This window comes from Pseudomonas sp. PA-1-6B, assembly GCF_021609545.1.
GTDB classification, from domain to species: domain Bacteria; phylum Pseudomonadota; class Gammaproteobacteria; order Pseudomonadales; family Pseudomonadaceae; genus Aquipseudomonas; species Aquipseudomonas fluorescens_BV.
On the sequence record NZ_WJZM01000043.1, the window covers coordinates 25,079 to 49,443 of the forward strand.

Sequence of the window (24,365 nt, forward strand, 5' to 3'; positions counted from 1 at the left end):
TCAGGAAGGGACGAGTACGGGAACCTGCACATGCCTCATTGGCTGATTATTGACCTTGAAGCCACAACGGATGACGGCGGCTGGCCCGTGACAGAGATGGAAGTCATCGAGATCGGCGCCAGCCTGGTCAACCGCCAGGGCCGCGAACTGGACCACTTTCAGCGCTTTGTGCGGCCCTTGCGGCGGCCATTGCTGACACCCTTTTGCCGCAAACTCACCCATATCACTCAGGCCAATATCGACATGGCCGCGCCGATCACCGAGGTGTGGCCGCTGTTCGAGCGCTGGCTGGGCCAACATCAGCCACGCCTGGAAGGCTGGGCCAGCTGGGGTGACTATGATCGCGTGCAGCTTGAGCTGGAGTGGCAGCGCCATGGCCTCGCCAGCGCCTTGGGCGACACGCCGCATGTGAACCTCAAGCAACGCTTTGCCAAGGCCCGGCGCCTGGACAAGCCGCTGGGGCTCAATGGTGCGCTGCAATTGGCCGGAATGCAGTTCAATGGCCAGCAGCATCGCGCCCTGGAGGATGCACGCAACACCGCGCGCCTGCTGCCACTGATTTTGCCGGTCTAGGCAGCGCTTGCAGCCTTGGGCATACTGGCCAACCAATTTCCTTTGATGCTGCCCACCTGCACCAACGAAATCCTGTGGCGAGCAAGCTTGCTTGCGCTGGGGTGCGAAGCGCCCCCAAAAAACGGGGACTGCTACGCAGTCAACGGGAGCAAGCTCCCTCGCCACAGAAGCCCGCGCCTGCAGTGATGAGCGTAAGCATCCATCTTTTCCGAGGATCCACCCATGTTCAAAGTCAACGAGTACTTCGACGGCACCGTCAAGTCGATCGCTTTCGGCACCGCAGAAGGGCCGGCGACCATCGGCGTGATGGCTCCCGGTGAATACGAATTCGGCACCGCCCAACGTGAAATCATGCACGTTGTCTCCGGCGCCCTGACCGTGAAGCTGCCCGACAGCAGCGACTGGGAAACCTTCGCTGCCGGTAGCCAGTTCAACGTACCGGCCAACAGCAAGTTTCAACTCAAAGTGACGGTCGATACCGCTTACTTGTGCGAATACCGTGGCTAAATCTTTAATTTCGCAAAAAATACTTCCCTAACCTGGTTCAGCATGCCGAGCTGGGCGGGAGCAGGTTCTGCCGAGAGTATCCTTTGCGATCGTTCATGTTCGCACTCAGTCGCGCGACTGGGCGCAATGAAATCCTGAAACGCGGTACCCACTCCAAGAACGACAAATAGCCGGAAAATATCCGGCTATTTTCGAATATCCTGGCTGGACAACTCTTTAACCAAACCTACTAACTTATGCAGCTCGCCATCAACGAACTTCATGGCGGGAAGGCACAAAATTAGGATTGGCTCGCTCCTCATAAAAAATGGTGGCCGCGTGAGTAGCTGGACGCAGTTCCACCTTTGATATGTCATAGAAACAGACGGGATTGTTTTGATTAAATCCTTTTATGGCCAGAAATTTCGCACGTGCGGCACTTTCGGTCACGTCATCTCTCGGCAACTCTACGATAAATTCCATCATTCACTCTCCTGATATCCATCGCCCAGTTGAGATAACAGGGCTACCGGGATATTCCCACTTGGCTTGGAGTGCTTAAACTGTCAGATTTGACAGGTTTCTAGATTCATTCGTCATAGTGCCGGGCATTTTGATGACTACTGATAAGGGGTGTGGCGAACAGATTGATTGGGGCTGAGCACTCCCGTCAGGCACGCCCCTGCTGATCAACCGCTGGGAGTGATCTGTAACAGAGACATATTCCCACTGCACAACATACTTTCCTATAAGGATTAGGGGGGGCCAAGAGCGTCGATCTTGCTCTCCTGCTGCGAGACGGGCTTTTTTATTCCAGCACCGTTACCGGCATGCCGACTTCCAGGCGCCCAATACCATCGTTGACCAGGTTCTGGCCGAACATCGCGCCCTTTTCAGTCTTGCGGTAGGTTTCCAGCGTCGCGAAAGGCTCGCGGTCGGGGCTGCGCTCACCGGTCTGGGGGTCGACTGTGGTGAGGATGCACCGCGAGCACGGCTTGACCACCCGAAACTCCACGTCGCCGATGCGCAAGCGCTTCCAGCCGTCTTCGGCGAAAGCTTCGGCACCTTCGATAACCAGGTTGGGACGAAAGCGCAGCATCTGCATCGGGCGGCCGATTTTTTCACACAAGTCGTCGAGGGAGCCCTGGCCGATCAACAGCAACGGGTAGCCGTCAGCGAAGCCGACCTTGTCGTCATCCTTGCCATACCCGGCTTCGGTGGTGCGCGCACGTTCCAGGGGCAGTTGCACCAGGCGCGTCGGCTTGCCAATGAATGCGCTGACCCAGGCCGCGGCCTCATCGCCAGCATCCGGCACACGCAGGGTGTCGCGCCAGATGGTCACACCACGCAGTTCGCTGGCGCTGCCCGGCAATTCCACATCCAATGGCGCGTAGCCCGGCGAACTCAGGGTCAGGCCCCCGCTGCTGTTCCACAACGCCGAGAGCTGGCTCATCTTCGCCACGGCCCGCTGCGTCAGGAACCGCCCGCTGGCTTCATCCACCAGCATCCAGCGTCGATCCCCGTCCAACCCGAGTTTATCCAGGCCAATCTGCTGCAAGGCTTCAGCCTTGCCGGACTTCAAGGGGTAACGGTACAACGCGCTGAGACGCAGCATGGGCCTGCCTTCCTAGGAAACAAAGTGTCATCCTAAAGTCAGGCGGGCATTTCGTCCAACATCAGTCGCTGGCGTACCACGTCCACCAGCTTGTCCGGCTGGAATTTGGAGAGGAAATTGTCGCAGCCGACCTTCTTGACCATCGAGTCATTGAAGCTGCCCGACAGCGAAGTGTGCATCACCACGTACAGACCACGCAGGCGCGGGTCGTTGCGGATTTCGGTAGTGAGACGGTAGCCATCCATCTCGGGCATTTCGGCGTCGGTGAAGATCATCAGCAGTTTGTCGGTCATCACCTGGCCGCTGTCGGCCCAGGCCTTGAGCATGTTCAGTGCCTTGAGGCCGTCGCTGGCGACGTGCATCTTCACGCCCAACTGGCCCAGGGTGTCACGCAGCTGCGACAACGCCACGTTGGAATCATCCACCAGCAGCACTTCGCGGCCACGGGCACGCTCCAGCACCGGGTCTTCAAGTTTGTCCCGGGAGACCTTGGCGTTGTAGGGCACGATCTCGGCGAGGACTTTTTCCACGTCGATGATTTCCACCAGTTGCTCATCGACCTTGCTGATGGCGGTGAGGTAGTGCTGGCGACCGGCGCTGGTCGGCGGCGGCAGGATGGCTTCCCAGTTCATGTTGACGATGCGGTCGACGCCGCCCACCAGGAACGCCTGCACCGAGCGATTATATTCGGTGACGATAATGGTGCTGTTGGGTCCCGGCACCAAAGGACGCATGCCGATGGCCTGGGACAGGTCGATCACCGGCAGGGTCTGGCCACGCAGGTTGACCACCCCGCACACGAACGGGTGGCGCTGGGGCATCAGGGTCAGCTTGGGCAACTGCAGCACTTCCTGCACTTTGAACACGTTGATCGCGAACAACTGCCGTCCGAAGAGGCGGAACATGAGAATTTCCAGGCGATTCTCACCCACCAATTGCGTGCGTTGATCTACCGTGTCGAGAATGCCGGCCATTAAAAACTCCTGGTGTACACGCCGCAGGCGCGTGAAAGGGTGTGCAGCTGTATAAGCACGTTATCGGCGGCAAGCGCCGGACCTTGACCCCAATAAAATGCCATGCAAATTCATTGATGTCACACTGACATCATGCTTTACTTCGTGCGCCCTTGATGCTCTTTCAAACCGCCTTGCGCGACAGTCGAATTGACGTGCAGTTCCACCACATAGGGGATTCCCCTATGCGCAATCAGGCCCAACCTGATATTCGCGATATCTAATAGCCATTAATGTGACGCCATTCTCATTGCATGAATGGAGTCAGGCTTTTGTTTGCCAACCCAAGCCCTTGGTCTACGGGCCTTTCAGGCACTCACGTATCGGCAACTGAAGTTGCGTCATCCCGCCTAACAGCGGCTAAAGGCGGCATTCGTGAGCTTTTCAATAAACGTCCTACTGGATTATCGGAAGCAACCTACACGCCCCAGTCGTATTTCAGCGCTAGTTTTAAGCCATTCACCCGGTGCGACATCTCATCACCCGACCTTAAGTTGTGGAGACTTGCATGATGAATAGCGCGAACGAATGGCAAACCGCGCTTCCCGAGTTTTTGCTGGAAGCCGAAATGCTGCTGGCCAAGTCCGAGGAATGCCTGAACCACCTGCATTTGATCCGCAATGACAGCGACGCCATCGACTGCATGAAAAACAGCCTGGCCAAACTGGCAGAAAAAGCCGATGGCCTGGCCTTGCAGGCGATCAGCGAGTTCTCCCGGCACATTCAATATCTGATCGCCAATGCCGTGAGCCCCGTGCAACTGCATGACCAGGCCCTGGATGCGTTGCACGACTGCCTGAGGTTACTGGCTTGGCAACTGGAGCTGATTGACATCCGTACCGGGGAACTGGGCCTGGATGACAGTGAGCAAACTTCGCTGATTGCCACGGTGACCTTGCAGATTCCGCAAAAAGACTACAGCCATCAGCAGCGTCTACAGCAGAGGTCTTAAATCAAGGAGAGGTCGTATTTAATACCCGTGTTATCTAAAAGCGACCGTTTAAGGCAGAGATGAAACACTTCTAGAGGCTAAAGAAATATCAATTAGCCAGCACCTTAAAAATTGTACAAATCAGTCTAACTAATACAACTCAAGAGCGCTGACCTGACGGTCAGGGCATTGATGTGGTTAATATATCGACCGAGGAATATGCCAGGCGACCAACGGTAATAGTGGTGGTACCATGCCCCGCTCGAAATGAAGCAACTTCATTATGGATAACCACGATCCGGCACCGCACTCTCGACAGAGCCCAGTCAACCGCCGTGACCGGTCTTCGCGCAGTGAACCCTCATTGGCTCCATCCGCTATGTACGCCAGCCTCAAGTCACTCATCGCAAGGTTCGTGTTCCGCCGCCATGCGCGCTCCCTCATCCTTGCCCTGTGCCTGTGCTCACTGCTGGTCAGCCTGTGGGTTTACCTGCAAGGCGCGCCGCTGCCGTTAGTGATTGTGTTGCTCAACCTGGTCACGTTGGCAGTGGTCGCCCTGCACCAGTGGCGCTCGCGCAAAGCCATCAAGTTCCAACCCCAGGAGCTGGCCGACCGCCTGCTGCAAGTCCAGGAAAACGAACGCCACCGCCTCAGCCGCGAGCTGCACGATGACATCGGCCAATTGCTGACCGCCGCCAAGTTGCAGAGCGAATGGTTGCAGCGTCGACTGCCCCAAGACCTGCAAACTCATTGCTCGGTGCTATGCAACACGCTCAATGAAACCCTGGCCAAGGTGCGCGACGTGTCCGCCATTCTCAACCCTCGCCAACTGGCAAGCCTGGGGCTGGAAGCCAGCCTGCGCGCGCACCTGCTCAAGGCCCTGGAAAATACCCAGGTGTGCTGGAGCCTGGAGTGCCAGCAACGCCTCACCGGCATTCCCGAAGAAATGGCCGTGGCGGCCTTTCGCATCACCCAGGAAGCGGTCACCAACATGCTGCGCCATGCGAAGGCACACAACCTGCTGGTGCGCCTGCAACGCTTGCCGGAAGGGCTGTCCCTGACGATATGCGATGACGGCCAGGGCTTCGCACCTGCCGCCGACCCCGGCAAGGAAGGCCAACGGGGCATGGCCGGCATGTGCGAACGGGCCCACCAGTTGGGCGGCACCGTGTCCGTCAGCAGCCAGCCGGGCAACGGCACATGCATCCACGCACTTTTCCCCTGGGCCCCCCGCGCCCTCGAACGGGCCAGTGCCCATAAGGTTCTCCGGTGACCTGCAATCTGCTCCTGGTCGATGACCATGCCTTGATCCGCGCCGGCGTGCGTGCACTGATCCTGGATATCCCCGGCTACGCCGTCGTTGGAGAGGCCAGCGATGGCGCGCAACTGCTTGAGAAATTCTGCGCCCTGCAGCCCGACATTGTGCTGCTGGACCTGTCGATGAAACACACCGGGGGCCTGGATGCCTTGCAGCAACTCAAGCGCGCCTACCCCAAGTGCAAAGTGCTGATCCTGTCGATGCACACCGATCCCGAGATGATCATGCGCGCCCTTGAGTCTGGTGCCCACGGCTACCTGCTCAAGGACACCACCGCCAACGAGCTGGAACATGCCCTGCAGGCGCTGCGTAACAACGAACGCTACCTGAGCCCCGCCATCGCCCACACAGTGATCAACCAGGCGCTGATCCGTAGCCAGAGCTCCAGCGCGCCTGTCGCCCACAGCCACAACCTGACGGCGCGACAACTGGAAATCCTGCGCTTGATCGTGCGCGGCAAATCCACCCGGGAAATTGCCCACGGCCTGGGCCTGAGTATCAAGACCGTCGAAGCCCACCGCTCGCAGATCATGAAGCGCTTGCAGATTTTTGACGTGGCGGGCCTGGTGCTATTTGCCGTGCGTGAGCAGATCATCAGCCTGGACGACTAACGGCGAACCCAGCGGCAAGTGCACGCGCAAGGCCTTGGGCAGCGCCTCGAAGTGCAGGTCGTCGCCTTCCAGCGGCTCGCCGTCGAGGTTGATGTACAAGCCTTGTGCGACCTTGATCTTCACCCAGGGCAGGCGTGCGCGCACGAACATGGTGTCCAGGCCCCAGCCGTTGTTCATCAACTCACGCAACGTGCCGACCACCTCTTGAGGCGCCGGCAAGATGCTGACATCCAACAGCCCGTCGTCAGCCAATGCACCCGGGCACAGCACATGCCCGCCACCGGCCTGGCGACCGTTGCCGATGCCCAGCGCGAGCAACTCGCCTTTCCAGTGGAAATCCGGGCCTTCCAATTCACCGTAGGCGGCTTTCAATTCACTGAAGCGGGTTAAACCGGTAAAAAGGTACGCGGCACCGCCCAGGACCTTCTTCAGGTCTTCGGACGTGTTGGCCGTGACCTGGCTGCCAAAACCACCGGTGGCCATGTTCAAGAAGATTTGCCCACCCACCTGGCCAAGGTCGATCGCCCTGGGCTGTACGTCCAGCAAGGCCAGGGCGCCAGCCGGCTCCAACGGCACGCCGGCGGCCTTGGCGAAATCATTGGCGGTGCCCAGGGGCATCAGCACCAGGCTGGCGTCGGTGTTGGCCTGGGCCATGGCTTCGGCCACATCTCGCAAGGTGCCGTCGCCACCGCCGGCAATGATATGGGTGTACCCCTCGGCCAGAGCTTCATTGACCAGTCGCCGAGCATCGCCGCCCTCCCAGGTCACCCGCACGGCCAATTCCCAACCCTGCTCACGCCGGGCCAGCACGGCGGCGCGCACATCCTCGTTGAGGGCTTGTTTGCCGTGGAGGATCAACAGGGCTTTGGGGGCGGTCATTTGGGAGAATCTCCTGGGTCAAGGTGCTTGAAGGATGTTGACCTTTGGGGAACAGGAAAAGTCTGTGGCTGGAGAAAATTGATTGAAGTACACAGATCAAAAGGTGGGAGCTGGCTTGCCTGCGATGGCGGCGGTTCAATCGACAAAGACCTCAAATCTGCCACCCAACGGTAACCACGATGCGAAGCGAGCCGCTCTTGATCTTGATCTTGCTCTGCTTTTGATCTCAGGCGCCCCGTTAAACCACGCTGGCCGAACGCAGGCTTGAATTCGTGGGTAACCCGGCAGGACGCCGGGTTAGCCGCCCCGCGCCATGGATGGCGCGTGGCGGCGGCCCACGGATTCAAGACTGTGTTCGGGCACACCGAGCCTAAGCGAGGTGCCGAGTGGTGGGGCAAGAGCGCTTTGCTTACTTTCGCGCTTTTCGAAAGTGAGCCGCCGTCAGGGCAGAACCCTAAGTGGCCGTTACCGCAGGAATGGATATGTACTCGCTATAACAGCGTCGCCTGTCAGGCCGCCTTCGCGAGCAAGCCCGCTCCCACAGTTGGATTGTGGGGTGTCAGGCAGAGAAGTGTCGGCTGATAGGCCGTCATCGCAGGCAAGCCAGCTCCCACAGTTAGATCGGGGGGTGTCAGGTAGAGAGGTGTCGGCTGGTAGGCCGTCATCGCAGGCAAGCCAGCTCCCACAGTTGATCGCTGCGGCGGCCAAGCCGCGTCGAGAATCAGCCCTTGTGCAACTTACTCATCAACTGCGCCTCAGCCTGGGTCAGCCCACATGACTGGGTCAACTCATCCACCGTAGCCCCCATGCCGACCAGCTTGGCCGCCTGGGCAAACGACAGGTTCGACGGATCACGCTGCTCCAACTGCACCAACCTGTCAGGCAACGGCGCGAGAATCGCGCGCAGTTCATGCACTTCATCCCCAACCCGCACCGCACTTTGCTGGAAGTGATCAACACGCTTGACCAGTTCCAGAATGCGCCGGTCGCGCACCGCATCGCGCTCGGCCTGTTGCAAGGCCAACTCCCGCTGCTGGCGCAGATAGCGCAGCACAAACGCCAAGGTCCCGGCCCACAACAGGGCCAGGACAATCACCGCTGCCTCAAGGAACAATCAGATGCTCTCCAGTTCCGACCATTCTTCTTCGCTCATCATCTTGTCCAGCTCAACCAGAATCAGCAGTTCGCCGTTCTTGTTGCACACGCCCTGGATGAACTTGGCCGACTCTTCGTTACCCACGTTCGGTGCAGTTTCCACTTCCGATTGGCGCAGGTAAACCACCTCGGCCACGCTGTCGACCAGGATGCCGACCACTTGCTTGTCGGCTTCGATGATCACGATACGGGTGTTGTCACTAACTTCAACCGTGTCCAGGCCGAACCGCTGACGGGTGTCGATCACCGTCACCACGTTGCCTCGCAGGTTGATGATGCCCAGCACGTAGCTTGGCGCGCCTGGAACCGGGGCGATCTCGGTGTAGCGCAACACTTCCTGCACGCGCATCACGTTGATGCCGTAGGTTTCGTTGTCCAGCTTGAAGGTCACCCATTGCAGGATCGGATCATCCAAACCTTGTGCGGACGCTGACTTGTTCATTCATCTGACCCCTTCAAATGCCGCTATCGACGGCGTGTGTGCAAGTGGGCCGCGCAACCGCACGGCCCTTATTGTTCAATCAACTGCGTTTGTTCTGTGGCATGGCCTTCACCGCACCGCTGGCGATCAACTCGGCCAGTTCGGCGACATCCAGCAACGCGCACATGTGTTCAATCACCGTACCCGCCAGCCACGGCCGCTGGCCGCGGTGGCTGCGCCATTTGATTTCATTGGGGTCCAGGCGCAACGAGCGGCTGACTTGATGCACCGCCAGCCCCCACTCGTAGCCCTGCACCGAGATCACGTATTGCAGGCCCTGGCGAAAATCATCGCGGTAGCGGTCGGGCATCACCCAGCGCGCCGTGTCCAGCACCTTGAGGTTGCCAGCCTGGCTGGGCAGGATGCCGAGGAACCACTCCGGCTGCCCGAACAGCGGCGTCAGCTCCTGGCCTTCCAGGGAATAGATCGAGCCCAGGCACACCAGCGGCACCGCCAGGGTCAACCCGGCGACGTCGAACAGCAGGCACTCGAACGGCTCGGCAGCCCATGAGGGCCGACCGTCGCCCGTCACCGGCGGCGGCGTGATGCTGGGCGGTAGGTGCACGTCCACCAGCGGTTCGACCACCGGGGGGGCCACCACTGCCGGGGCGCTCGGCACCACCAGGGGCACCTCCACCACCTGCGCATCCCGCGCCTGTTCTTCCATCACCGCCTGCTGGAATTCATCCAGCGGGCTTTCGGGTTCGACAGCAGGCTCAAGTACCAGAATCGGTTCTGGCAGTTCCTCGGCCGTCGCATCCTGCAGCAAGGCATCCAGGTAGGATTCCAGAGCCAGTTGCGGGCGGGTCTTGAATTCGACAGGACGGTTCATCACGCCACCTGCGCCACAAGCTGTTGCGACAGCAGGTGCTTGAGCAACGCACGGTAGGCCAGCACGCCACGGCTCTTGCCGTCGAACTGCGACGGTGTGAGCCCGGCACGGCTGGCGTCACGCAGGCGCGTGTCCACCGGGATGTAGCCATTCCAGATGGTGTCCGGGTAGGCATCGCGCAATACGCGCAAGGTGCCGAGGGACGCCTGGGTGCGACGGTCGAACAAGGTCGGCACGATACTGAACGGCAGCGCCTGCTTGCGCGAACGGTTGATCATCGCCAGGGTGCTGACCATGCGTTCCAGGCCCTTGACCGCCAGGTGCTCGGTCTGCACCGGGATCACCAATTGCTGGCTGGCCGCCAACGCATTGACCATCAGCACGCCGAGCAACGGCGGGCTGTCGATGATCGCGTAATCGAAGTCCTGCCACAGCTGCGCCAGGGTCTTGGCGATCACCAGGCCCAGGCCGCTCTGGCCTGGCGACTGGCGCTCCAGGGTGGCCAGGGCGGTGCTCGACGGCAGCAGGGAAATGCTTTCGTTGCTGGTGGGCAACAGCAGTTGCCCAGGCAGATCCGCCGGCACGCTGCCCTTGTGTAAAAACAAGTCATAGCAGCTGTGTTCCAGCGCATCCGGGTCGTAGCCGAAATAGCTGGTCATGGAACCGTGGGGGTCCAGGTCGACCACGACCACACGCTTGCCCGCTTCGGCCAGCAAGCCGGCCAAGGCGATGGAAGTGGTGGTCTTGCCGACCCCACCCTTTTGATTGGCAACTGCCCAGACTCTCATTCGGTTGGTTCCTCCCGGCGGGCACAGGCGCGACCGAGACATTGCATACGGTTATTGAGCCAGCGACGGAGAATTGACGTTACTCGGTCGGACCGGCGGCTTGACAACGGGCGGTGCAGTTTGTGTGCCAGCACGCTTCAACGCCGCATCCGGGGTGGCATTGGCGGTGCCAGTACCGGTCAGGCTGCGACGCACATCCAGGTTACGCGAGACCACCAGCACCACCCGGCGGTTACGGGCGCGGCCTTCCACCGTGGCGTTATTGGCCACCGGCTGGAATTCACCATAGCCCACCGACGCCAGGCGCTGGGGGTTCACGCCCTGCATGGCCAACATGCGCACGATGCTCGATGCGCGGGCCGAGGACAGTTCCCAGTTGGTCGGGTACTGCGCAGTGCTGATAGGGAAATTGTCGGTGAAGCCTTCTACGTGGATCGGGTTTTCAAACGGTTTGAGGATCGCCGCCACCTTGTCGATGATCGTGAACGCCTGGTCACTGGGCAACGCATCGGCACTGGCGAACAACAGACTGGAGTTCAGCTCGATCTCCACCCACAACTCATTGCCGCGCACGGTCATCTGGTTGGAACTGATCAGGTCGCCAAAAGCGGCACTGATATCGTCGGCGATGCTTTTGAGCGGGTCGCTGGTGCCTTGGATGCCGGCGGCGGTTTCCTCACTGTCATTGACCAGGGGCTTGGCCGGGGTCACGGTCTTGGGCCGCTCTTCGCCGATGGGGATCGGCTTGAGCGCCCGCTCGGCATCGTTGAACACACCGACCAGCGCCTGGGAAATAATCTTGTACTTGCCTTCGTTGATCGACGAGATCGAGTACATCACCACGAAAAACGCGAACAGCAAGGTGATGAAGTCCGCGTAGGACACCAGCCAGCGTTCGTGGTTGACGTGCTCTTCAGGCTCGCGACGGCGACGGCTCACAGGCAAATACCTCCCTGACCGCTATTGGCCGCTTTACTGTGGCGAGCGAGCTTGCTCGCGCTGGGGCGCGAAGCGGCCCCCATCCAGGCAACGCGTTTGTTCAGACAGATTGCGGTGCCTGGTTTTGGGGCTGCTTCGCAGCCCAGCGCGAGCAAGCTCGCTCGCCACATAAAGCTCACTGGCCACAGCTCAATGTGCATACCCATCAATCCATGAAGCCCTGAAGCTTCAATTCGATGGAGCGCGGGTTTTCGCCCTCGGCAATCGACAGGATGCCTTCGAGCAACATCTCGCGATAACGCGACTGGCGCATGGCAATCGACTTGAGCTTGCTGGCCACCGGCAGCAACACCAGGTTGGCACTGGCCACGCCGTAGATGGTCGCGACAAACGCCACGGCAATGCCGCTGCCCAGTTGCGAGGGGTCGGCCAGGTTGCCCATCACGTGGATCAGGCCCATTACCGCGCCGATGATGCCGATGGTCGGCGCGTAGCCGCCCATGCTTTCAAAGACTTTGGCCGCATTGATGTCACGGCTTTCCTGGGTGTAGAAATCCACTTCGAGGATGCTGCGGATCGCTTCCGGTTCGGCGCCATCGACCAACAGTTGCAGGCCTTTGCGCGCGTAGCTGTCAGGTTCGGCATCGGCCACGCCTTCCAGGCCCAACAGGCCTTCCTTGCGGGCGGTGAGGCTCCAATTGACCACGCGGTCGATGCCGCCTGCCAGGTCGACCCGTGGCGGGAAAATGATCCACACCAGAATCTGCATGGCACGCTTGAACGAGCTCAGGGGCGACTGCAACAACGCCGCGCCCACGGTGCCACCGATCACGATCAGCGCTGCCGGGCCGTTGGCCAAGGCGCCGAGGTGGCCGCCCTCCAGGTAGTTGCCACCAATGATGGCGACAAATGCCATGGTGATACCGATCAGGCTCAAGACATCCATCAGAGGCAGGCCTCCACCAGGTGCTTGCCGATGTCGTCCAGGCTGTAGACCGCATCGGCCAGGTCAGCCTTGACGATCGCCATGGGCATGCCATAGATCACGCAACTGGCTTCATCCTGGGCCCAGATGGCGCTACCGCCCTGTTTGAGCAGGCGCGCACCTTCACGGCCATCGGCGCCCATGCCGGTGAGCACCACCGCCAGAACTTTGTCGCCGTAGGACTTGGCTGCAGAACCGAAGGTGATGTCCACGCACGGCTTATAGTTCAGGCGCTCATCGCCCGGCAGGATTTTGATCGCGCCACGCCCATCCACCATCATCTGCTTGCCGCCCGGCGCCAGCAGTGCCAGGCCAGGACGCAGGATGTCGCCATCCTCGGCTTCCTTGACGGTGATACGGCACAGCTTGTCCAGGCGCTCGGCGAAGGCTTTGGTGAACGCCGCCGGCATGTGTTGCACCAGCACAATCGGCGCCGGGAAGTTGGCCGGCAGTTGAGTCAATACCCGCTGCAAGGCCACCGGGCCGCCGGTGGAGGTGCCGATGGCGACCAGCTTGTAAGCCTTGCGCTTGGGCGCGGGCGAATGCGCACTCGGCGCTGCGGCGGCACGTACCGGCGCGACCGCAGGCCGGGCCACAGGCGCAGGCGCCGGGCGCGCAAACGACGAGGTAGGCGCCGCTGCTGCGGGCGCAGGCGTGGGAGCTGGCGCGGGCGTGCTGAACAGGCTGCGACGGTTACTGCGGGAAATGCTGTGCACCTTCTCGCACAGCATCTGCTTGACCTTGTCGGGGTTGCGCGAGATGTCTTCGAAGTTCTTCGGCAAAAAATCCACCGCGCCGGCATCCAAGGCGTCGAGGGTCACCCGCGCGCCTTCGTGAGTCAGCGACGAGAACATCAATACCGGTGTGGGGCAGCGTTGCATGATGTGGCGCACGGCCGTGATGCCATCCATCATCGGCATCTCGTAGTCCATGGTGATCACGTCCGGCTTCAAGGCAATGGCTTGATCGATCGCCTCTTTGCCGTTGGTGGCCGTGCCGACCACCTGGATCGTTGGATCAGCGGAAAGAATTTCCGAGACGCGGCGGCGGAAGAAACCCGAATCGTCCACCACCAGGACCTTGACTGCCATAAACACTCCGTTAGGCGGGGCGGGCATGACCGCCCTGCCCCACCAGAATCAAATACGCCGTGCGGCGTAACGCTTGAGCATGCTCGGAACATCGAGAATCAGTGCGATGCGACCGTCACCGGTAATGGTTGCGCCCGACATGCCCGGGGTGCCCTGCAGCATCTTGCCCAAAGGCTTGATCACCACCTCTTCCTGGCCCACCAGTTGGTCGACCACAAAGCCGATGCGCTGGGTGCCCACGGACAGAATCACCACATGGCCTTCGCGCTGTTCTTCATGGGCGGCCGAGGCCACCAGCCAGCGCTTGAGGTAGAACAGCGGCAACGCTTTGTCGCGCACGATCACCACTTCCTGGCCGTCCACCACGTTGGTGCGCGACAGGTCGAGGTGGAAGATCTCGTTGACGTTGACCAGCGGGAAGGCGAACGCCTGGTTGCCCAGCATCACCATCAGGGTCGGCATGATCGCCAGGGTCAACGGCACCTTGATGACGATCTTGGAGCCCTGGCCCTTGGTGGAGTAGATATTGATCGAGCCGTTGAGCTGGCTGATCTTGGTCTTCACCACGTCCATGCCCACGCCACGCCCGGACACGTCGGAGATCTCGGTTTTGGTCGAAAAGCCCGGGGCGAAGATCAGGTTGTAGCACTCGGTGTCGGTCAGACGGTCGGCGGCGTCCTTGTCCATCACGCCGCGCTTGACCGCGATATTGCGCAAAATGGTCGGGTCCATGCCTTTGCCGTCATCGGTAATCGACAGCAGGATATGGTCGCCCTCTTGCTCCGCCGCCAAAATCACCTTGCCGTTGCGGGACTTGCCGGCGGCTTCGCGTTCTTCCGGGGTTTCTACACCGTGGTCGACCGCGTTGCGCACCAAGTGGACCAGCGGGTCGGCCAGAGCCTCGACGAGGTTTTTGTCGAGGTCGGTTTCTTCGCCCACCAACTCCAGGTTGATTTCTTTCTTGAGCTGGCGCGCCAGGTCGCGAACCAGGCGCGGGAAACGGCCGAAGACTTTCTTGATCGGCTGCATCCGCGTTTTCATCACCGCGGTTTGCAGGTCGGCGGTGACCACGTCGAGGTTCGACACGGCCTTCTGCATGGCTTCGTCGCCGCTGTTCAGGCCCAGGCGCACCAGGCGGTTACGCACCAGCACCAGTTCGCCCACCATATTCATGATGTCGTCCAGGCGCGCGGTATCCACGCGCACGGTGGTTTCGGCTTCGCTGGCGGGTTTTTCCGCAGCAGCCGGCGCGGCTGCACGCGCAGGGGCCGGCGCGGCGGCAGGTGCTGGCTTGGCAGCCGGCGCAGGTTTGGCAGCAACCGGTGCCGCAGTGGCAGCGGCTGGCGCTGTAACCTGGGCGGCAGCGGCCGGGGCCACTTCGCTGAACTTGCCTTTTCCGTGCAGCTCGTCGAGCAGGGCTTCGAATTCGTGATCGGAGATCAGCCCGTCGCCGGCCGGTGCGGCAGTGGCCGCTGGCGCAGCGGCGGCAGTAGCCGCCACCTCGGGCAGGGCTTCAGCCACAAAGGTGCCTTTGCCATGCAGTTGGTCGAGCAGTGCCTCGAACTCGTCGTCGGTGATGTCGGTGCTGGCGTTGGCAGCGGGTGCTTCTGGCGCAGCGGCAGGCGGGGCCACGGCATCTGCTGCGAACTGGCCTTTGCCGTGCAACTGGTCGAGCAACGACTCGAATTCGGCGTCGGTAATGTCTTCACTGCTCGGCGTCGCGGCGGGCTGCACCGGCGCTTCAGCTTCGGCCTTGACCGCGCTGAGGGAGTTGAGCAGTTGTTCGAACTCGCTGTCGGTCACGTCCGGCTCGACTTGCGCCACCGGCTCCGGCGCAGCCTCGACCACCGGCGCAGCCGCGGTGTCGGCAGGTTCGGCCAAGCGCGCCAGGGCAGCCAGCAGTTCCGGCGTGGCGGCAGTGATCGGTGCACGTTCACGCACCTGGCTGAACATGCCGTTGACCGCATCCAGTGCTTCGAGAATCACGTCCATCAATTCCGAGTCGACGTGACGCTCACCCTTGCGCAGGATGTCGAAGACGTTCTCGGCGATGTGGCAGCACTCCACCAGCTCATGGAGCTGGAGGAAGCCGGCGCCCCCTTTTACAGTGTGAAAACCGCGAAAAATTGCATTGAGCAGGTTCGCATCATCCGGTCGGCTTTCCAGCTCGACCAGTTGTTCGGACAGTTGCTCTAGAATTTCGCCGGCCTCTACAAGGAAATCCTGAAGGATTTCTTCATCGGCGCCGAAGCTCATGTGGGTGCTCCTTAGAAGCCTAAACTGGATAACAGGTCATCTACGTCATCCTGACCTGACACAACGTCTTCACGTTTATCGGCATGAATCTGCGGACCTTCACCCTTGGCGAGATGTTTTTGTGGATCTTTTTCCGAGAGGATCGCTTCGCGGTCATGTTCGATGCCGGCAAAACGATCGACCTGACCGGCCATCAGCACCAATTTGAGCAAGTTGCTTTCCACTTCGGTGACCAACTGGGTCACGCGCTTGATCACCTGGCCGGTGAGGTCCTGGTAATCCTGGGCCAGCAGGATGTCGTTGAGGTTGCTGGCCACCGTGCGGTTTTCCTGTTCGCTGCGCGACAGGAACCCGTCGACGCGACGCGCCAATTCACGAAACTCTTCAGCGCCCACTTCGCGGCGCATGAAGCGGCCCCAGTCCTGGCTCAAGGCCTGGGCTTCGGTGGCCATGCCGTTGACCAGGGGCGTGGCGTTTTCCACCAGGTCCATGGTGCGGTTGGCCGCTGCCTCAGTCAGCCTGACCACATAGGACAGGCGCTCAGTGGCATCAGTGATCTGGGAAATTTCTTCGGCCTGGGGCATGCGCGGGTCAATCTGGAAATTGACGATTGCGCTGTGCAGCTCGCGTGTGAGCTTGCCCACTTCCTGGTACAGGCCGCGGTCACGGGTCTGGTTAAGCTCATGGATCAACTGCACCGCATCGGCGAACTGGCCTTTTTCCAGGCTGTCGACCAACTGGTGAGCATGTTTTTTCAGGGTCGACTCAAAGTCGCCCTGTGACGTTTCGTTATGCTCCATAGCTCCCCCGCGATGGCATTAGCCGTGGATGCGTTCGAAGATTTTCTCGATCTTCTCTTTCAAGGCCAGTGCCGTGAATGGCTTGACCACGTAACCGTTGACCCCGGCTTGGGCGGCTTCGATGATCTGTTCGCGCTTGGCTTCGGCGGTCACCATCAGCACAGGCAGGCTGCGCAGTTTTTCATCGGCGCGCACATGGCGCAGCAGGTCGATACCGGTCATGCCCGGCATGTTCCAGTCGGTCACCAGAAAGTCGATGCTCCCGCTGTTGAGAATCGGAATGGCCGTCAGGCCGTCATCCGCCTCGACCGTGTTGGTGAACCCAAGGTCACGCAACAGGTTTTTAATGATCCGCCGCATCGTTGAGAAGTCATCAACGATGAGGATTTTCATGTTCTTGTCCAATTCGACCTCCAAGCAGTCTTAAACGCGCCCAGCACCTGGACGCGCCATTTCAATCAACAGGCGTTACACAAAAAGGACTGCCCAGGGCACCACGGCACACACCCGCGAAACCTTGCGATCTCACGGCAGCGTCTGCAGTGCCCCCACACTGCCTGTCAGCGCGCGCGCCACTCGGCCAATCGCCCCCGCAAGCGGGCTGCGCACTGGCTATGCAACTGGCTGACACGCGATTCGCTGACCCCCAGGACCTCACCGATTTCCTTGAGGTTCAGCTCTTCGTCGTAGTACAGCGCCAGCACCAGCCGCTCACGCTCTGGCAAATTGGCGATTGCATCGGCCAACGCGCCCTGGAAACGTTCATCTTCCAGGTCGCGCGACGGCTCCGTATGCGCGCTCGCGCCGTCCTCGTGCAGCCCTTCGTGTTCGCCGTCCTGTAAAAGGTCGTCGAAACTGAACAGGCGGCTGCCCAAGGTATCGTTCAAAATCCCGTAGTAATCGTCGAGACTCAATTGGAGTTCGGCCGCAACTTCATGATCTTTAGCGTCACGACCGGTTTTTGCTTCAATTGCACGAATTGCATCGCTGACCATGCGCGTATTGCGGTGTACCGAACGCGGCGCCCAATCGCCTTTACGCACTTCATCGAGCATCGCGCCACGGATACGGATACCCGCATACGTTTCGAAACTGGCACCCTTGCTGGCGTCGTATTTGGTCGAGACTTCAAGCAGGCCGATCATGCCGGCCTGGATCAAGTCTTCGACCTGCACACTCGCGGGCAGGCGCGCCAACAGGTGATAGGCAATGCGCTTGACCAACGGCGCATAGCGCTCGATCAATTCGCCCTGGCTGTCACGTGCCGACTTTTTGTAAAGGTTGTAGCCGCTGGATGTCATAGCACCGGTCCTGCGCTCGTCTGATGCACCAAACGCTCGACGAAAAACTCCAGATGCCCCCGCGGGTTGGCGGGCAACGGCCAGGTATCGACCTTCTGGGCAATGGCCTTGAACGCCAGTGCGCATTTCGAACGAGGGAACGCTTCGTAGACCGCACGCTGCTTTTGCACGGCCTTGCGCACACACTCGTCATAGGGAACTGCGCCGACGTATTGTAAAGCCACATCGAGGAAGCGATCCGTGACCTTGGTCAACTTGGCGAACAGGTTGCGCCCTTCCTGCGGGCTCTGGGCCATGTTGGCCAGAACGCGGAAGCGGTTCATGCCGTAGTCACGGTTAAGCAGTTTGATCAGCGCGTAGGCATCGGTGATCGAGGTGGGCTCGTCGCACACCACCAACAGCACTTCCTGCGCTGCGCGCACGAAGCTGACCACCGACTCGCCGATCCCGGCGGCGGTGTCGATCACCAGCACGTCGAGGTTGTCGCCGATGTCGCTGAACGCCTGGATCAGCCCGGCATGCTGCGCGGGGCTCAGGTGCACCATGCTCTGGGTGCCCGAGGCCGCCGGCACGATGCGAATGCCTCCGGGGCCCTGGAGCAGCACGTCGCGCAGCTCACAGCGGCCCTCGATCACATCGGCCAGGGTATGTTTGGGTGTCAGCCCCAGCAGAACGTCCACGTTCGCCAAGCCCAGGTCAGCATCCAGCAGCATGACGCGACGGCCAAGCTCTGCCAGGGCCAGGGACAAATTCACTGACACGTTAGTTTTGCCGACGCCACCTTTGCCGCCGGTCACCGCGATCACCTGTACGGGATGCATGCTGCCCATTTTATTTCTTTACCTTGTCTTGCTTAGACGCAGGCTACATGGCTTGGCCGCGTGAATCGCTTGCAGACCATCGATGTAGGTACATTTCACGGTGTTCATCCTGCCTCAACCCACCCGTTTAGCCGGGTGGTGGTAAAGGTCGGCGAACATATCGGCCATCGCTTCCTCGCTAGGCTCGTCTTGCATTTGCACACTCACGGCACGGCTGACCAACTGATGACGGCGCGGCAGATGCAGATCATCCGGGATCCGCGGCCCGTCGGTGAGGTAGGCAACCGGTAATTCATGGCTGATGGCCAGGCTCAACACCTCGCCCAGGCTCGCTGTTTCGTCGAGCTTGGTGAGGATGCAACCGGCCAGGCCGCAACGCTTGTAACTGTGATAAGCAGCGGTAAGAACCTGTTTCTGGCTGGTGGTTGCAAGCACCAGGTAATTTTTTGACTTGATGCCTCGCCCGGCCAGGCTCTCGAGCTGCATGCGCAGCGCCGGATCACTGGCTTGCAGGCCGGCGGTATCGATCAGCACCACGCGCTTGCGCAGCAACGGGTCGAGGGCATTGGCCAGGGACTGACCCGGGTCGACATGGGTCACCGGCACGTTGAGGATGCGGCCCAGGGTCTTGAGCTGCTCCTGAGCGCCGATACGGTAACTGTCCATGCTCACCAGGGCGATATTCTGCGCGCCATATTTAAGCACGTAACGGGCCGCCAGCTTTGCCAGGGTGGTGGTCTTGCCCATGCCGGCGGGGCCGACCATGGCGATTACACCGCCCTCTTCCAGGGGTTCGATTTCCGGCGTGGCAATCATGCGCGCCAAGTGCGCCAGCAGCATGCGCCAGGCCTGGCGGGGTTCTTCGACTTCGGCGGTCAAGGCCAGCAGGTCGCGGGACAACGGGCCGGACAGGCCGATGCGTTGCAGGCGACGCCAGAGGTTGGCTTGCTGCGGCTTGCTGCCTTGCAGTTGGGTCCAGGCCAGCGAGCCGAGCTGCACTTCGAGCAATTCACGCAGGCCGTTGAGTTCAAAACGCATCGAGTCAATCACGCGCTGGTCAACTGCGGCAGCCGGGGCAGGCGCTGCAGGACGCGGCGGTTCGACAAAGGTGGGTTCAACCAGCGGCTCGGCGGCGGTCAGCGGCAGGCCGGCAAACAACTGGCGATTGGTGCTGGCATCGCTGTCACCGCGCATGCTCAGTTCAGCCTGGGCCGACACAATGCGCGAGGCGGTCTTGCGCAGCTCGTCTTCGAGCTCCATGTTCGGCACGCGCGGGGCCAGCGCCTGCGGCGTGTAATCCAGGGCAGCCGTCAGCTCGACACCGCCGGCGATACGACGGTTACCGATAATCGCGGCATCGGCGCCCAGCTCATCACGGACCAGTTTCATGGCCTGACGCATATCGGCGGCGAAAAAACGCTTAACTTGCATAACCCACTACCTCAGCCATTGGGCCCAACTGTCGCGACAATAGTCACTTGCTTATTGTCAGGAATTTCCTGGTAAGCCAACACGTGCAAATTCGGTACAGCCAGGCGTCCGAACCGCGACAACATCGCGCGAACCGGGCCGGCCACCAGCAGGATCACCGGGTTGCCCTGCATTTCCTGGCGCTGTGCGGCGTCGATCAACGAACGCTGCAGCTTTTCAGCCATGCTTGGCTCCAGTAAAACGCCCTCTTCCTGGCCTTGCCCTGCCTTCTGAATACTATTGAGCAATATTTGTTCCAACCTGGGCTCCAGGGTGATCACAGGCAGCTCCGACTCAGTCCCTACAATGCTTTGCACGATTGCGCGGGACACGCCGACACGCACCGCCGCCACCAGAGCGGCAGTATCTTGACTCTTGGCGGCATTGTTGGCGATGGCCTCGGCAATGCTGCGAATGTCGCGCACGGGCACCTGTTCGGCCAACAGCGCTTGCAACACCTTGAGCAACTGCGACAGTGAAAGCACGCCAGGCACCAGTTCTTCGGCCAGTTTTGGCGACGATTTGGCCAGCAAGCCCATCAATTGCTGGACTTCCTCGTGGCCGATCAACTCGTGGGAGTGCTTGTAGAGAATCTGGTTGAGGTGCGTGGCGACCACGGTGCTGGCATCCACCACGGTGTAACCGAGTGACTGCGCCTGGCTGCGCTGGCTGACTTCGATCCACACCGCTTCCAGGCCGAAAGCCGGATCTTTGGCGGTAATACCGTTGAGCGTACCGAACACTTGGCCGGGGTTGATCGCCAGTTCGCGGTCCGGGTAGATCTCGGCTTCGGCCAGGATTACCCCCATCAGGGTCAGGCGATAGGCGCTGGGGGCCAGGTCGAGGTTGTCACGGATATGCACAGTGGGCATCAAGAAACCCAGGTCCTGGGACAGTTTCTTGCGCACACCCTTGATCCGCGCCAGCAGTTGCCCACCCTGGTTGCGGTCGACCAGCGGGATCAGGCGGTAGCCGACTTCCAGGCCGATCATGTCGATGGGCGTGACGTCGTCCCAGCCCAACTCCTTGGTTTCCTGGGCGCGGGCCGGGGATGGCAGCAGCTCCTGTTGACGGGCGATTTCCTGTTGAGCCTGGACCTTGACCTGGTTCTGCTTTTTCCAGAACAGGTACGCCGCACCACCCGCCAGGGCCGCCATGCTCAGGAACGAGAAGTGCGGCATGCCCGGCACAATGCCCATGATCGCCATGATGCCCGCCGCCACGGCCAGGGCCTTGGGCGAAGCGAACATCTGCCGGCTGATCTGCTTGCCCATGTCTTCGGAGCCCGAAGCACGGGTAACCATGATGGCCGCCGCTGTGGATAACAACAGTGATGGCAATTGCGCCACTAAACCGTCACCGATGGTCAGCAAGGCGTACACCTTGCCGGCATCGCCGAATGTCATGCCGTGCTGAAACATACCGACGGCCACGCCGCCGATCAGGTTGATGAACAGAATCAACAGGCCGGCGATGGCGTCGCCGCGCACAAATTTGCTGGCGCCGTCCATGGAGCCGTAGAACTCGGCTTCCTGAGCAACTTCGGCCCGGCGCGACTTGGCCTGGTTCTGGTCGATCAGGCCGGCGTTGAGGTCGGCATCGATGGCCATCTGCTTGCCGGGCATGGCGTCGAGGGTAAACCGCGCGCTCACCTCGGAAATCCGCCCGGCGCCCTTGGTCACCACGACGAAGTTGATGATCATCAGGATCGCGAACACCACGATACCGACCACGTAGTTACCGCCGATGACCACCTCACCGAAGGCCTGGATCACCTTGCCGGCGGCGGCGTGGCCGTCCTGGCCGTGGAGCATCACCACCCGCGTGGAAGCGACGTTCAATGCCAGACGCAGCAGGGTCGCCACCAGCAGAATCGTCGGGAACACCGCGAAGTCCAGCGGACGCAGGGCGTATACACACACCAGCAGCACCACGACCGACAGGGCAATGTTGAAGGTAAAGAACACATCGAGCAGAAACGGCGGCATCGGCAACATCATCATTGCCAACATCACCAGCAACAACAACGGCACACCCAGATTGCCCCGCGACAGGTCAGTCAGGGTGCCACGGGCCGTGTTGAGCATTTGAGAGCGATCTACCACCGGTATTCCTCGGGTCCTTGAAGCAAAGTTTTGACGCTGGAGGGCGACTTGGAGGCGGGGTTGCAAGAAGCCTTCCAACTTTGGTTTTGGAGTGATCGTCGGGTGGTAACTCATTCAAGTGTGGGAGCTGGCTTGCCTGCGATTGCGGTGTGTCAGTCACTGAGGTATTGGCTGTGAGTCAGCTATCGCAGGCAAGCCAGCTCCCACATTTGGATTTGTGTGCATCGTGTATATCGAGGAAATTTCCGACAAGGATTTGGGGTTGCCCCTAGGAAATGTGATCTCTAGTCTCCGTACACCGCTGCAAACGCAGCGGTCGGGCGTCGCGGCCCGGATTACCTAGGAGCAAAAGCACCATCTTCCTTTCAGTAAAAGGAGCTTCACAGTGATCAAACCCGCCCCAAATTCCCCCATCCGGCTGTTTACCGTAGCCGACGGCATCAGCAGCGAAGACCTGCTGGTCAACCTCAGCGAAACCCTCGCCTCGGCCAATGCCTTGAGCTGTGACTTGGCCTTTGACCTGGAAGGTTCGAAACGAGAGGAATTGCTCGGCGTTGCGCAGTTGATCGAACTGGCGCAGTTATTGGCAGACCGCCTGCACGTCGGCGGAGGGATGACGAACACCGCAAGCAGCGGATAATACGGTCCAAGTGTGGGAGCTGGCTTGCCTGCGATTGCGGTGTATCAGCCACTGGGATATTGGCTGTGAGTCAGCCATCGCAGGCAAGCCACACACTTGGATTGATACACGTCCGTTGCTACGGAGGAGTTTCCAGCGATTCAGGTTCTAAAGGGGCCGTATATTCTCAGCCTGTGGGCCTTTTGGACCTTGTGTGACGTCAAACTCTACTTTTTGGTTTTCTTCCAAAGATCGAAACCCGCTCGACGCAATTGCCGAGTAATGAGCGAACACGTCCGCACTCCCATCATCCGGGGTAATAAAACCAAACCCTTTCTCCGCGTTAAACCATTTCACAGTACCCGTTGCCATTGCCGCTCTCCTTACCCTTACTCAGAACCCAACCCACCCCGATGATGCACCCTGACGGGCAGCGCATAGATGCCCTTGGGCCGATGGACCATTTCAAAGCTTAGACGCTTCCCCACCGACAGCGCCGTCCGGCGCCAATCCTTGCGATTGATAAATACCTCTTCTGTCCCGTCATCCAATTCAATCAGCCAATCGCCCCTGATCCAGTCATAGGATTTGACAGTTCCTGTAGTCACGCTCAATCCCGCTCTCCCCTGCATCTCGTTGACTACATACGCGCAGTGTCTGGTTCAGACATAAAACAACGGGCAACCTCCTTTGGCTACTGTCAGAGTTGACAGGTAGACGCGAGCTGCCGATGGGTGCTATCGGCAGTGCAGCAGGCGGATCATGCTTGCGGTGGCTTCTTGCGCTTGCGGGGTTTTCGCGGCTTGGGAGGCGTGGGTGGGGCGTCACCGCGTTGAGCGCCCGCCGACTGAACGGCAACCTCGTTGCCATCGCGATCCCGGGCAATAAAGCCGATGCCTTTGACCGCATCAAACCACCTGACCGTACCCCTATCCATCACCGCCTCCCGAGCCGCGCATGGCTGCGCGCCTCATCGCTGTATCAAACAGTGAAGGCGGCGTAATGGCTACTGTCAAAGTTGACAGGTAAAAGGCCCACCACTGTAGGAGCGAGCTTGCTCGCGAAGGTGGGTAACGATAACGCGGGGAGTCAGGACGAACGCGGTGACGGTGAGTTTTTCGCGAGCAAGCTCGCTCCTATGTATGGACTCGCCCCCACTTTCAACCCGTTTTTCAAACATTGGTACCCGGTTGCATCTATGTATCAGGCCTATCCGAGGAAGCTCCAAACAGCTTCTGGCCAACATTGGATCAGCTCGCGATCTGCCCATTACAAAAAGGCCTCAAGGGCCGGTAG

General features: G+C 60.3%; 26 protein-coding genes. 6 read left to right on the forward strand and 20 right to left on the reverse strand.

Going from position 1 to position 24,365, the window contains the following annotated elements; all coding sequences use genetic code 11:
• Positions 1-30: 30 nt before the first annotated feature.
• Both GIV35_RS19320 and ppnP read left to right on the forward strand, forming a co-directional pair.
• Complete coding sequence (locus GIV35_RS19320; RefSeq protein WP_019818536.1) at positions 31-573, forward strand: exonuclease domain-containing protein; 543 nt, start codon at positions 31-33, stop codon at positions 571-573.
• A gap of 222 nt (positions 574-795) precedes the next feature.
• Positions 796-1,080: a pyrimidine/purine nucleoside phosphorylase gene (gene ppnP, locus GIV35_RS19325; protein WP_105227574.1), complete on the forward strand. Its 285-nt coding sequence runs from the start codon at positions 796-798 to the stop codon at positions 1,078-1,080.
• A gap of 249 nt (positions 1,081-1,329) precedes the next feature.
• Here the strand turns inward: ppnP and GIV35_RS19330 are convergent, their stop codons facing one another.
• From GIV35_RS19330 to GIV35_RS19340, 3 genes are all read right to left on the reverse strand, one after another.
• On the reverse strand, positions 1,330-1,545 hold the full coding sequence (locus tag GIV35_RS19330; RefSeq protein ID WP_158688695.1) for a hypothetical protein: 216 nt from the start codon (positions 1,543-1,545) through the stop codon (positions 1,330-1,332).
• 322 nt (positions 1,546-1,867) lie between these two features.
• Entirely contained in the window at positions 1,868-2,674 is an 807-nt protein-coding gene (locus GIV35_RS19335) for an MOSC domain-containing protein (protein WP_105227576.1), read from the reverse strand.
• A 38-nt stretch (positions 2,675-2,712) separates the two neighbouring features.
• Complete coding sequence (locus GIV35_RS19340; RefSeq protein ID WP_034126805.1) at positions 2,713-3,648, reverse strand: chemotaxis protein CheV; 936 nt, start codon at positions 3,646-3,648, stop codon at positions 2,713-2,715.
• A gap of 547 nt (positions 3,649-4,195) precedes the next feature.
• On the opposite strand from GIV35_RS19340, the gene GIV35_RS19345 reads away from it, so the two are divergent.
• The 3 genes from GIV35_RS19345 to GIV35_RS19355 all read left to right on the forward strand — a co-directional run bounded on the left by GIV35_RS19345 (position 4,196) and on the right by GIV35_RS19355 (position 6,547).
• The gene (locus GIV35_RS19345; RefSeq protein ID WP_236264905.1) at positions 4,196-4,639 is read left to right on the forward strand and encodes a hypothetical protein; all 444 of its coding nucleotides are present in this window, start codon (positions 4,196-4,198) and stop codon (positions 4,637-4,639) included.
• Positions 4,640-4,997: 358 nt separating this feature from the next.
• The gene (locus GIV35_RS19350; protein ID WP_236264909.1) at positions 4,998-5,891 is read left to right on the forward strand and encodes a sensor histidine kinase; all 894 of its coding nucleotides are present in this window, start codon (positions 4,998-5,000) and stop codon (positions 5,889-5,891) included.
• On the forward strand, positions 5,888-6,547 hold the full coding sequence (locus GIV35_RS19355) for a response regulator transcription factor (protein ID WP_105227578.1): 660 nt from the start codon (positions 5,888-5,890) through the stop codon (positions 6,545-6,547). The genes GIV35_RS19350 and GIV35_RS19355 overlap by 4 nt, the downstream gene beginning before the upstream one ends.
• Here the strand turns inward: GIV35_RS19355 and yegS are convergent.
• From yegS to flhA, 15 genes are all read right to left on the reverse strand, one after another.
• Positions 6,506-7,426 (reverse strand): lipid kinase YegS, encoded by a 921-nt coding sequence (gene yegS, locus GIV35_RS19360; RefSeq protein WP_236264904.1) that lies wholly within the window; start codon positions 7,424-7,426, stop codon positions 6,506-6,508. The genes GIV35_RS19355 and yegS overlap by 42 nt on opposite strands.
• A gap of 721 nt (positions 7,427-8,147) precedes the next feature.
• Complete coding sequence (locus GIV35_RS19365) at positions 8,148-8,540, reverse strand: DUF2802 domain-containing protein (protein WP_032895968.1); 393 nt, start codon at positions 8,538-8,540, stop codon at positions 8,148-8,150.
• Complete coding sequence (locus GIV35_RS19370) at positions 8,541-9,023, reverse strand: chemotaxis protein CheW (protein WP_003192896.1); 483 nt, start codon at positions 9,021-9,023, stop codon at positions 8,541-8,543.
• A gap of 79 nt (positions 9,024-9,102) precedes the next feature.
• On the reverse strand, positions 9,103-9,894 hold the full coding sequence (locus GIV35_RS19375) for a CheW domain-containing protein (protein WP_223023165.1): 792 nt from the start codon (positions 9,892-9,894) through the stop codon (positions 9,103-9,105).
• A complete protein-coding gene (locus tag GIV35_RS19380; protein ID WP_014719332.1) occupies positions 9,894-10,682 on the reverse strand; it encodes a ParA family protein in 789 nt (262 codons plus the stop codon). The genes GIV35_RS19375 and GIV35_RS19380 overlap by 1 nt, the downstream gene beginning before the upstream one ends.
• Positions 10,683-10,733: 51 nt before the next feature.
• On the reverse strand, positions 10,734-11,621 hold the full coding sequence (motD, locus tag GIV35_RS19385) for a flagellar motor protein MotD (RefSeq protein ID WP_105227584.1): 888 nt from the start codon (positions 11,619-11,621) through the stop codon (positions 10,734-10,736).
• 205 nt (positions 11,622-11,826) lie between these two features.
• Complete coding sequence (locus GIV35_RS19390) at positions 11,827-12,567, reverse strand: flagellar motor protein (RefSeq protein WP_003192902.1); 741 nt, start codon at positions 12,565-12,567, stop codon at positions 11,827-11,829.
• Positions 12,567-13,697, reverse strand: coding sequence for a protein-glutamate methylesterase/protein-glutamine glutaminase (locus GIV35_RS19395; protein ID WP_047711494.1), 1,131 nt, complete (start codon positions 13,695-13,697; stop codon positions 12,567-12,569). The genes GIV35_RS19390 and GIV35_RS19395 overlap by 1 nt, the downstream gene beginning before the upstream one ends.
• Positions 13,698-13,745: 48 nt before the next feature.
• On the reverse strand, positions 13,746-15,953 hold the full coding sequence (locus GIV35_RS19400; protein ID WP_202692208.1) for a chemotaxis protein CheA: 2,208 nt from the start codon (positions 15,951-15,953) through the stop codon (positions 13,746-13,748).
• A gap of 11 nt (positions 15,954-15,964) precedes the next feature.
• A complete protein-coding gene (locus GIV35_RS19405) occupies positions 15,965-16,753 on the reverse strand; it encodes a protein phosphatase CheZ (protein WP_003192906.1) in 789 nt (262 codons plus the stop codon).
• 18 nt (positions 16,754-16,771) lie between these two features.
• The gene (locus GIV35_RS19410) at positions 16,772-17,146 is read right to left on the reverse strand and encodes a chemotaxis response regulator CheY (RefSeq protein ID WP_003192908.1); all 375 of its coding nucleotides are present in this window, start codon (positions 17,144-17,146) and stop codon (positions 16,772-16,774) included.
• A gap of 167 nt (positions 17,147-17,313) precedes the next feature.
• Positions 17,314-18,054: an RNA polymerase sigma factor FliA gene (fliA, locus tag GIV35_RS19415; RefSeq protein WP_003192909.1), complete on the reverse strand. Its 741-nt coding sequence runs from the start codon at positions 18,052-18,054 to the stop codon at positions 17,314-17,316.
• Positions 18,051-18,884: a flagellar synthesis regulator FleN gene (fleN, locus tag GIV35_RS19420; RefSeq protein WP_003192912.1), complete on the reverse strand. Its 834-nt coding sequence runs from the start codon at positions 18,882-18,884 to the stop codon at positions 18,051-18,053. The genes fliA and fleN overlap by 4 nt, the downstream gene beginning before the upstream one ends.
• Before the next feature lie 105 nt (positions 18,885-18,989).
• Complete coding sequence (gene flhF, locus GIV35_RS19425; protein WP_003192914.1) at positions 18,990-20,306, reverse strand: flagellar biosynthesis protein FlhF; 1,317 nt, start codon at positions 20,304-20,306, stop codon at positions 18,990-18,992.
• Positions 20,307-20,317: 11 nt separating this feature from the next.
• Positions 20,318-22,432, reverse strand: a complete 2,115-nt coding sequence (gene flhA, locus GIV35_RS19430) for a flagellar biosynthesis protein FlhA (RefSeq protein WP_198716714.1) — start codon at positions 22,430-22,432, stop codon at positions 20,318-20,320.
• A gap of 403 nt (positions 22,433-22,835) precedes the next feature.
• Between flhA and GIV35_RS19435 the strand changes: the two genes are divergently transcribed.
• On the forward strand, positions 22,836-23,090 hold the full coding sequence (locus GIV35_RS19435) for a DUF6124 family protein (RefSeq protein ID WP_213152865.1): 255 nt from the start codon (positions 22,836-22,838) through the stop codon (positions 23,088-23,090).
• 147 nt (positions 23,091-23,237) lie between these two features.
• On the opposite strand, the gene cspE is transcribed toward GIV35_RS19435, so the two are convergent.
• A complete protein-coding gene (cspE, locus tag GIV35_RS19440) occupies positions 23,238-23,441 on the reverse strand; it encodes a transcription antiterminator/RNA stability regulator CspE (RefSeq protein WP_073527096.1) in 204 nt (67 codons plus the stop codon).
• Between the two features lie 17 nt (positions 23,442-23,458).
• The gene (locus tag GIV35_RS19445; RefSeq protein WP_236264908.1) at positions 23,459-23,677 is read right to left on the reverse strand and encodes a cold-shock protein; all 219 of its coding nucleotides are present in this window, start codon (positions 23,675-23,677) and stop codon (positions 23,459-23,461) included.
• Between the last annotated feature and the right edge of the window lie 688 nt (positions 23,678-24,365).